The sequence below is a fragment of the Desulfobacteraceae bacterium genome (assembly GCA_022340425.1).
Lineage (GTDB): Bacteria > Desulfobacterota > Desulfobacteria > Desulfobacterales > JAABRJ01 > JAABRJ01.
In genome coordinates, this window is record JAJDNY010000202.1 from 1 (window position 1) to 9,469 (window position 9,469).

A 9,469-nucleotide genomic window follows, 5' to 3' on the forward strand; every position below is an offset into this window, starting at 1 on the left:
CTCGCGCATCCCGGGGCCGCCCATGGGGCCTTCATAGCGGATTACGACCACGTCCCCCGGGCGGATGGCCCCGGTCATGATGGCCTCGGTGGCCGCCTCCTCGGTGTCGAAGACCCGTGCCGGCCCCTCGTGGCGCATCATTTCGGGCCGCACGGCGGACTGCTTGACCACGCAGCCTTCGGGGGCCAGGTTGCCGAAAAGAACCGCCAGCCCGCCCTCCGGGTGATACGGCGAGTCCAGCGGGCGGATCACCGCGGGGTCCAGGACGCGTGCGTTGGCGAGGTTTTCGCCGACTGTGGCGGCGCTGACCGTCAGACAGGCGGGGTCTATCAGCCCGCCCGCGAGCAGCGTCTGCATCAGCGCCGGGATGCCGCCTGCGCGGTCGAGGTCCTCCACATGGTCCTTGCCGCCGGGGCTGAGCGAACAGAGGTGGGGGGTTTGGGCGCTGACGGCGTTGATCATCTCCAGGTCGAAGTCCACCCCGGCCTCGCGCGCCAGGGCGCTCAGATGCAGGACGGTGTTGGTCGAGCAACCCAGGGCCATGTCCACCGTCAGGGCGTTGCGAAAGGCATCGGGGGTCAGGATCCGGCGGGGCGTCAGGCCCTCGGCCAGCAGGGTGAGCACCTGCATCCCGGCGGCTTTGGCCAGCCGGATGCGGGCCGCCATGACCGCCGGGATGGTGCCGTTGCCGGGAAGCCCCAGACCGATGGCTTCGGTCAGGCAGTTCATCGAGTTGGCGGTGAACATGCCGGCGCACGACCCGCAGGTGGGGCAGGCCGCGTCTTCGATTTCGGCCAGCTCGGCGGGCGTCATCCGGCCGGCCCTGACCGCCCCGACCGACTCGAAAACCGTGATCAGGTCGATTTTTTCCCTGCCTCCGCCCGGCCGTCGACCGGCCAGCATCGGACCGCCGGAAACCACGATCGCCGGCAGATCCAGGCGCGCGGCAGCCATCAGCATTCCCGGTACGATCTTGTCGCAGTTGGGCACCAGCACCAGGGCGTCCAGGGCGTGGGCGGTGGCCATGACCTCGATGGTGTCGGCGATCAGCTCGCGGCTGCCCAGCGAGTACTTCATGCCCACGTGGTTCATGGCGATGCCGTCGCAGACCCCGATGGTGCCGAACTCGATGGGGGTGCCGCCGGCCATGTAGATGCCGGCCTTGACGGCCTCCACGATCTTGTCCAGGTGGATGTGGCCGGGGATGATGGTGTTGGCCGAGTTGGCGATCCCCACCAGCGGGCGCCGGATCTCGGCATCGGTATACCCCATGGCCTTGAAGAGGGCCCGGTGGGGCGCCCGGCCGATGCCGTCTTTGACGCTGTCGCTTTTCATGGCTTCCTTTCGCGTTTTCCAAAAAAAAATCCGTTACCGGCCCTTGGGCTGATAACGGATTTTTTCCTGGTGTGGATGGTGCGCTTAGGCCATTATCAACCCATTATCCCCGCAGCGGAGGACGAGGTCCGCTACGAGGACGCTAATAAGGCTAATAATGAGGATAAGGGCGCTGGAAATCATCGGGTCCCGGATTGGATTGATAGAATAAACAAACATTAGCAGCAAGCCGATAAGCTGTCAAGACATTTTTGTCGCCGGCGGCGACGCGGTGGCGGACGCCCCGTTTCCTGGGGCAATACATCTGCCAGCGTGACTTCGGGTAGCGCCCGGGTGGCGCTTTACTTCACTCCGGAATTTTGGTAGGGCTTGCGCCTGTCAGCCAAACCGGCCTTGGGGTTTCGCCCGGGCGGCCTCTGGGGTCCGTGATCGGGTGGGGAGAAAAAAGTATGCAACTTTCTGAACAGCAGCAGCGCGCCGTGGCCTATATGGGGACCCCGACCCTGGTGGTGGCGGGTGCCGGCTCCGGCAAAACCATGACCCTGACGGCCAAGATCGACCAACTGGTGCGCTCGGGCTTTGAACCCGAGCGGATCCTGGCGATCACCTTCACCAACAAGGCCGCCGAGGAGATGAAAACGCGGCTGGTGAGCCTGACGGGTTTGCCGGCTTTCAAATTCCCCTGGGTGCGAACCTTCCACTCCGCCTGCCTCCGGATCCTCAAGGCGCACTGCGGGCTGCTGGGCTACCAGCCGGCCCTGCAGGTTTTAGCCGAGTACCAGCAGTTGAAAACCTTCAAGGAGATCGTCATCGGCCGCCTGAACCAGGACAAGAAACACGTGCCGGCGGTTCGCGCCCATATTTCGCACGCCAAGAACTCCGGCAATCCCGCCGCCTATTTCGACCGCAAACCGCGCGTGGGCAATATCCGCCTCACGGACGCCTATCGGCTCTACGAGCAGACCCTGAAAGCCATGAACGCGGTCGATTTCGACAATATCCTGCTCCTCACCCGGGATCTGCTGCGCGATCACCAGGCGGTGCGGGACCATTACCGCAAGCTGTTCAGGTACATTCTCTGCGATGAGTACCAGGACACCAACAACCTGCAGGAAGAGCTGACCCGGCTGCTGCTCAAAGACGGCAATCTCTTCTGCGTGGGCGACGATTGGCAGGCGATCTATTCCTTCCGCGGAAGCAACGTGGACCATTTCCTCGGCTTCTCCCGAACCTATCCGGGCGCCAAGGTGTTCCGCCTGGAGCAGAATTTCCGCAGCGCCGACGAGATCGTTCAGGTGGCCAACGACCTCATCGGTTATAACGACCACAAGATGGACAAGGCCTGCTTTTCAGACAAGCGCGGCGGCGTGGTTGAACTCCATGATTTTTTTGACGAGGGAAAAGAGGCCGACTGGGTGGCCCGCAAAGTCCAGAAGTTCAACCGCGGCGGGATCGCCTATGACCAGATGGCGGTGCTTTATCGAACGAAATTCTGCTCCCTGGCCTTTGAGCAAACATTCCGCGCGCGGGGCATTCCCTACCGCTTGCTGGGCGGCAAGGGGTTTTTCGACCGCAAGGAAGTCCTCGATCTCAACTGTTATGTCACGGCCGCCGTCTTCCCCAAGGACGACGTGGCATTCGAGCGGATCCTCAACACCCCCAAGCGGGGGATCGGCCCCGGGACGGTCAAAAAACTGGCCGCGATGAAGACCGGCGCCATGAGCCTGCAGGATGCCGCCCGCCAGGCGGTGGCGGACAAGCTGCTGACCCCCAAGCTCTACCGCAGCCTGACCGAAGTCCTGGATCTGCTGGACGACATCCGCGACATGCAACCGGCTGCCGCATTTCAGGAGGTCATCGCCCGGCTCCAGTATCTCGATTACCTGAAGGCCTACGCCCAGGGCAATTCCATGGACTTCACCGCGCGGGAGGAAAACATCCAGCAGCTGATCTACTCGGCCTCCCAGAAAGAGACCCTGCTTGACTACCTCGAGGAGGCCGCCCTGGTCAAGGAGGACAAGCCGGATGACGAACAGGCGCCCTCCGGGGGGGTCAACCTCTCCACGATCCACGCCGCCAAGGGGCTGGAGTTCGGGGTGGTGTTCGTTGTGGGCTGCGAGGAGCAGCTCTTCCCCCACTGGAAAGCCCTCGAGGAGCGCGCCGGAATCGAAGAGGAGCGCCGCCTGATGTATGTCTCGGTCACCCGCGCCGAACGCTACCTCTACCTGTCAAGCGCCGATTACCGCAAGGGGCAGTACAACTGCCGCAGCCGCTTTCTAAACGAGATTGCCGAGCTTTTGGGGTAGCGGAGGCGCCGGCCCCCAACGGCGGTCGGGCCCCTCGACCGCGCCGGCATCCCGGCGGCCGGGGGGGTGTGATGCCCCGGGTCGGCTACTGCGACTGCCGTTCGCGCTCCAACTCCTCCGGCGTCATGGTCCAGAAGGGCGTGCCGTCCTTTGTCAAGCGCACCTTGAACTCGAAAAAGTCCCCCTTTTTGACCTTGGAGGCCATGAACACGTCAGTGCCGTCGAATTCCGCCCAGGCCCCCCGGATCTTGACCTTGTCCCCCTTCTTGACGCCGATTGCCGTGCGGTCCGCAAACCACGCCGGGCAAAGGTGAACCAGAATCTCGTCACCCTCGGATTCCTGGACCACCAGCGCCACCGCCGGTGACATCCCCGGCAGCGGCACCACCTCGCGAATGTCGGTGACCACCCCCCTGAGCTGGTCCAGCTCGGCGGCGTCGTAGCGGCTGTTGTAAGGGCTGTCCTTCTCCCAGCCGGCCATTACCGCACTGTCCTGGGCGTGGATCAGGGGGGTGCTGAAAAGGGCAACCAGGGTGAAGACGCCAAAAAAAATTCTCATGGTTTGATCCTCCTGTGGGCTTGAATTTTAGGGCCGAGGCCCTTATCTCACGCATTCCTGCCGACGGCGGCCCTCAGCAGCCTTGGAAGTCAGGTGGGGTGGCCCCGGGCAGCGATGCGGGCGCTAAAGCCTTTGTCGCTGATTTCCCGGTGCCACCGCTGCCCCCGCCCGGCAGTTCAACCATAATACAGGTCGGCGACCGAGGCAAACCCCTGTCAGATCTGATTCGGGTGCTCCCGGACAGCGATTGTCGGCTTCGGGGTCTGGTTGACATTGGCACCGATTTTGATTAAATCTGGCCCGTTTGACGGCTCCGGCGCCCGGGGGCTGCAGCTGTTGCGGCCGCCAAGCCAGGCCGCTGGCTGTGGCGGCCTGCAGCAGCGCCGCGATTTCGGGCTGCCGTTGTCCATCAGAAGGGGCTCGGCCGGTGCCCGGTGTTCCGCCGTCCGGGTTGGGGGGCGTTGATTACAGCGGGTTTATGTACAGATACTTTCCAATTCTCCGGGCCACCGCCTTTCTTCAGAAAACCTACGAGCGGTTTCTCAAAATCAGGGGCAGCCCCCGTGAAATCGCCTTGGGGCTCGCCCTGGGGCTTTTCGTCGGAATGACCCCCTTCATGGGGCTTCACACGGCAATCGCCGTTTTTTTCGCGGCTATTTTCAAGTGGAACAAAATCTCCTCCGCGTTGGGGGTGTGGGTCTCCAATCCCCTCACGGCCCCGTTCGTCTATAGCGCCACCTACATCCTGGGGGCCCGTGTCAGCGGCTCGGCACGGCCTTTTAAGCCACCCGGTGAGCTGGGGCTTTCAACCATAACGGGCCTGCTGCAGAAAACGCCTGAAATCTTCTGGACCCTGATTGTGGGGGGGGTTATCCTGGGGCTCCCGCTGGCCGCGATCGGCTACTATTTTGCCTACCAGTCGGTTCTCAAATACCAGCAGGGGTTGAAGGCAAAAATAGCCCAAAAAATTGAAAAAACAGCCTTGAAGCGGCGGGTTCGCAATAAGAGGAAAAAGCGCCAAAATTGAGGCTGCCGCCGCAGTGTCATTTCGGCGAGCCGGAGGACGCATGCCGCTCGTGGCCCCAAGGCGCGCAACCGCTCACGAGCAAAGTCCCGCAGCCCGCGGGAAAGGAGGTGCAATGAAACCCCAGAGCCGGCGCGAGTTTTTGGGTAAAACGGCAGTTCTTTCGGGAGGTATCCTGCTCTACCCGCTGGTGACCGCCTGCGAGCGTTCAGGCGAGGCGCCCCCTGAAGCGCGATCCGGGGCGGCGGGGGCGCAGCCCCTGGTACCGCCGCTGGTGCGACCGCGCGGCTGGGATCCCATCGGGTTCAACCGTGCACGGGGCAATGCCGGGGCCATCCCGGCATCCTATCTTCCCGATATCAACGGGCCCGATGGGGAAAGCGCCCACTTGGGAAAACATCTGCCGTTTCTGCCGCCCGTGGATCCGGCCGGCATCCCCGAAGGCTATGTCGCCCTGATGTGGGGTGATCCGGCCAAGGGCCATGTCCGGCATCCCAATGCACCCCCCGAGGCATCCAACAATTTCGAGGGGCATTGGTTCAACTGGATCAGGATCCGGAAGTCCTCCGGCAGCTGGCAGGAAACGGCGGTCAGCACCTATTCGGGCTGGCCGCAGGCGTCTCCCGACGACAGCGGTCGCTACGCCATCCTGGGCCGCCATCGACTGACCGATGAGGCCGGTATCTACACCATCTATCTTGCGGCCCTGCCGCGGGGAGTTTCGCGGGGCGATACCCTGCGGATCTGGGCGCACTGCCTGACCCACGGCGAGTATGTGGATTTCGTCAGGATCTGAGGACGGAGGTCGGTATGAGTGTCATCGTCGAACTGGCGCTTTTTCCTACGGACAAAGGCGCCAGCGTGAGCGCCTATGTGGCGCGTGCGGTGCGCATCGTGCGTGACAGCGGACTGCCGTTTCAACTCGGCCCCATGGGGACCTGCATCGAAGGCGAGTGGGACGCGGTGATGGCGGTCGTGAGCCGCTGTTTCAAGGCCCTGGCGGTGGACAGCGAGCGCGTCTATCTGACCCTCAAGGCGGATTACCGCAAAGGCCCGGCGGGCCGGCTGCAGGGCAAGATACGCGCCGTCGAGACAAAGCTCGGCAGCCGGGAGGCGGTTTTTGAAGATCCCCCGGCGGGCTGAAAGCCCTGACGCCGCGCCGAGATTAGACTTTCTGGGCCGCCATCAAAAATCCCAAAGCAGCGGGTCGGGCTCCAGGCCTTCGGTCACGGTTCGGCTGATCCGGTCCATTTCCGCCAGGTCCGCCGCCGCCAGCACCACCTCGGCCGCTGCGGCGCTTTCCCTGATCTGTCCGGGTCCGCGCGCGCCGGCGATGGCGCAGGTGTTCGGGTGCGACAGCACCCAGGCAAGCGCCAGCTGCGCCAAACTCACCCCGTTGCGCGCCGCGATCGGTCGCAAGGCCGCCAGGGCCGCCTGAACCCTGCGAAAAGTATCCGGTTTAAACAGTTTGCTTTTGGCCCGGTGATCGCCTTTTTCAAATCGGTGGTCCGGGCCGAACTTGCCCGTCAACAGCCCCTGGGCCATGGGCGAGTAGGCCAGGATGGTGATGGCGTTCGCCTGGCAGTAATCCATGGCATCGGTTTCCAGGTGCCGCCAGAAAAGGGAGTAGGGGGGCTGCAGGCTGTCGATGCGACCGTATTGGGCGGTCTCCTGGATTTGGGCCGCGGAAAAGTTGGAGACTCCGATGGCCCGGATTTTGCCCGCCGTCCGGAGGTCGTTGAGGGCCCCCATGGTTTCGGCCACCGGCACCCGGGGGCTTCCAAAGCTGCCCGCGGGCCAGTGGATCTGGTAGAGGTCGATGACGTCGGTGGCCAGATTTTTAAGCGATCGGTTGCAGGCCTGGATCACCTGGTCGTACTTGAGATGATTGGCAAACACCTTGCTGGCCAGGACCACCTGGCCGCGCACAGCGGCCAGGGCCTTTCCCAGGATGCGCTCCGAGTGGCCATTGCCGTAAATCTCGGCCGTGTCAAAGGTGGTGATGCCGGCTTCGAAGGCCGCGCGCACGGCCGCCTCGCTTGCAGCATCCTCGATGCCCACCCACATGTCCTTGCCGGCCTGCCAGGTTCCCATGATCACGGCACTGATGGCGATGCCGGATCTGCCCAGTTCACGCTGCTGCATGAGACCCCTCCTTGGTGCGAAAGTGAAGTCCGGATCGGATTTTGATTTTTCAGCCGGAGTGTTTTATAGCCTCCACTATACCCGTCTTTGTGCCCAAAGCCAACCGTTGGCTGCGGTTGGCCCTTGTTAGCCCGGCAACGCTTTTAAAACCCGGATGCAGCGCGGCTGCTGCCGGCAACCCGCCTTTGGGGTGAGGGAGGACGATATGGAAAAAAACGGCTTTCAGAAGGTCAAACAGACCGATCGAAGAATGTACGGACCCCGTAAACTGCTGGTCTGCGGCTATCCGCAGTCGGAGCAGGCCGCCCTTTTGGAACTCCTCGGGGGGTGCGGGCTGGAGGCGCTGCCCGTTGTCTTTGTGCCTGAAAGCCAGGCCCACTGCACCCTTCAAACACTTCTGGAGCACCCGGACCGCAGCGGCTGGGAGCGGGATTCCAGCCTGCGGCGGGCCGTCATCATGTCGGGCCTGAGCGAGCGTGAACTGCACGCCCTGATGGGCGGCTATCGGCAGCAGGGGTTGCCGGCGCAGTTGTGGGCCACCCTTACGCCCACCTCCGAGGGCTGGACGATAAAATCCCTGTTGGATGAGCTGGACGCGGAACGCCGGGCCTTCCAGCGCCGGCAGAGCTGAACGCGAAAGGAGACGGTATGCTGGATTTCAGTTTGAGCGCCCCGCAAACCAAGCTGCGCCAGAAGGCCCGCGATTTCGCCCTCAAGGAGGTCCTGCCGGTGGCCTGGCACTACGACCGCCGAAACGAACTGCCCCTGCAGGTCCTGAAAAAAGCGTTCAAAGCCGGCCTGATGAACGGCGACGTCCCCAAGCGCTTCGGCGGCAAGGGTCTCGGGATGCTGGAGAGCGTCCTGGTGACCGAGGAGATCGCCGCGGCCTGCCCGGGGTTGGCCACATCGATTTTCGACAATTCCCTGGGTCTCGAGCCCATCGTGCTCTCCGAGAATGACGCCGCCAAAGAGAAATACCTGCCCGAGATCGTCCGCAATTTCCGCCTGATCTGCTTCGCCACCTCCGAGCCCACCCTGGGCTCGGACGTTGCCGCCATCCGTTGCCTGGCTACCCCCGATGGCGACGGCTACCGCCTGAGTGGAACGAAATTTTGGGTCACCAACGGCGGCGTCGCGGACTTCATGACCGTCTTTGCCACCATCGATCCCCAAAGCCGCCATGAGGGGATCTGTGCTTTCGTGATCGAAAAAAAGTGGGCGGGGGTCTCGGTCGGCCGCCACATCCCCAAGCTCGGGCAGCGCAGCTCCAACACCACCGCGCTGCACTTTGAAAACGTGCGGGTGCCCGGGGAAAACGTACTGGCCGCCCCGGGCAAGGGCTTCGTGCTGGCCATGAAGACGTTTGCGCGCACCCGGCCGGTGATCGGCGCCTTCGCCGTCGGGGCGGCCCGCAGCGCCATGGAGTATGCCATCGACTACGCCCGCAAGCGCAAAACCTTCGGAGCCCCGATCGCCAATAACCAAGCCATCCAGTTCAAATTCGCCGAGATGTACCAGCGGGTGGAAACCGCGCGCCTGCTGACCTGGAAAGCCGCCTGGGAGGCCGATCAAGGTCTGGACCCGACCATCGCCGCCTCGGTCGCGAAGTTTTACGCCACCGAAGCCGCCCTCGAGGTGGTCAACGAGGCCCTCCAGATTTTGGGCGGCTACGGCTACACCCGGATGTTCCCCTTGGAGAAACTGCTGCGCGACACGCGCCTGCTGACCATCTACGAGGGCACCAGCGAGATTCAGCGGATGATCGTCTCCGGCCATGTTTTAAATGCCTACACGCCGGTGATGCCGCCTTTAGAGGACCTGCCGATCGCTTTCGAGGCGCCCCCCTCCGAACCCCCCGCGGCTGTGGTCGACGGCCCCCTCTGGCGCTGCCGGATGTGCGGCTATCTGCACGCCGGCGACGCGCCGCCGGAAAGCTGCCCGCTCTGTTTTTTCCCGCAAACGGCCTTCAAGGCCGTGCCGCGCTGATCCGGTAAAAGCCCGTGGCCCCCGAGGGCCGCGGGCAGTCCCGCCCCCCCGACATTTCGATCCCCTTTGCGAGACCCTCCAAGGCCCTCCCGCCAGCCCTCGTCTATGGCCCCG

The 9,469-nt window shown here is 63.6% G+C and carries 9 protein-coding genes; 6 read left to right on the top strand and 3 right to left on the bottom strand.

The annotated features are described in order from the left end of the window. The coding region (locus LJE63_17495) for a dihydroxy-acid dehydratase (protein ID MCG6908403.1) at nt 1-1,335 on the bottom strand (1,335 nt) is incomplete at its 3' end. A 449-nt stretch (nt 1,336-1,784) separates the two neighbouring features. On the opposite strand from LJE63_17495, the gene LJE63_17500 reads away from it, so the two are divergent. Further along, the gene (locus tag LJE63_17500; protein ID MCG6908404.1) at nt 1,785-3,641 is read left to right on the top strand and encodes an ATP-dependent helicase; all 1,857 of its coding nucleotides are present in this window, start codon (nt 1,785-1,787) and stop codon (nt 3,639-3,641) included. An 85-nt stretch (nt 3,642-3,726) separates the two neighbouring features. Here LJE63_17500 and LJE63_17505 read toward each other — a convergent pair whose 3' ends face one another. After that, nucleotides 3,727-4,200 (bottom strand): hypothetical protein, encoded by a 474-nt coding sequence (locus LJE63_17505; protein ID MCG6908405.1) that lies wholly within the window; start codon nt 4,198-4,200, stop codon nt 3,727-3,729. A gap of 478 nt (nt 4,201-4,678) precedes the next feature. Between LJE63_17505 and LJE63_17510 the strand changes: the two genes are divergently transcribed. The 3 genes from LJE63_17510 (at nt 4,679) to LJE63_17520 (ending at nt 6,367) form a co-directional block, all read left to right on the top strand. Then, nucleotides 4,679-5,227: a DUF2062 domain-containing protein gene (locus LJE63_17510; GenBank protein MCG6908406.1), complete on the top strand. Its 549-nt coding sequence runs from the start codon at nt 4,679-4,681 to the stop codon at nt 5,225-5,227. Nucleotides 5,228-5,339: 112 nt separating this feature from the next. Further along, nucleotides 5,340-6,020 carry a hypothetical protein gene (locus LJE63_17515; protein MCG6908407.1) on the top strand — a complete coding sequence of 227 codons (681 nt, stop codon included), beginning with the start codon at nt 5,340-5,342 and terminating at the stop codon, nt 6,018-6,020. A 14-nt stretch (nt 6,021-6,034) separates the two neighbouring features. Continuing rightward, nucleotides 6,035-6,367 carry an MTH1187 family thiamine-binding protein gene (locus LJE63_17520; GenBank protein MCG6908408.1) on the top strand — a complete coding sequence of 111 codons (333 nt, stop codon included), beginning with the start codon at nt 6,035-6,037 and terminating at the stop codon, nt 6,365-6,367. Between the two features lie 42 nt (nt 6,368-6,409). On the opposite strand, the gene LJE63_17525 is transcribed toward LJE63_17520, so the two are convergent. Beyond that, nucleotides 6,410-7,369 carry an aldo/keto reductase gene (locus tag LJE63_17525; GenBank protein ID MCG6908409.1) on the bottom strand — a complete coding sequence of 320 codons (960 nt, stop codon included), beginning with the start codon at nt 7,367-7,369 and terminating at the stop codon, nt 6,410-6,412. A gap of 205 nt (nt 7,370-7,574) precedes the next feature. On the opposite strand from LJE63_17525, the gene LJE63_17530 reads away from it, so the two are divergent. After that, nucleotides 7,575-8,000, top strand: a complete 426-nt coding sequence (locus LJE63_17530; protein ID MCG6908410.1) for a DUF3783 domain-containing protein — start codon at nt 7,575-7,577, stop codon at nt 7,998-8,000. 17 nt (nt 8,001-8,017) lie between these two features. Then, complete coding sequence (locus tag LJE63_17535) at nt 8,018-9,355, top strand: acyl-CoA dehydrogenase family protein (GenBank protein MCG6908411.1); 1,338 nt, start codon at nt 8,018-8,020, stop codon at nt 9,353-9,355. Nucleotides 9,356-9,469 lie beyond the last annotated feature (114 nt).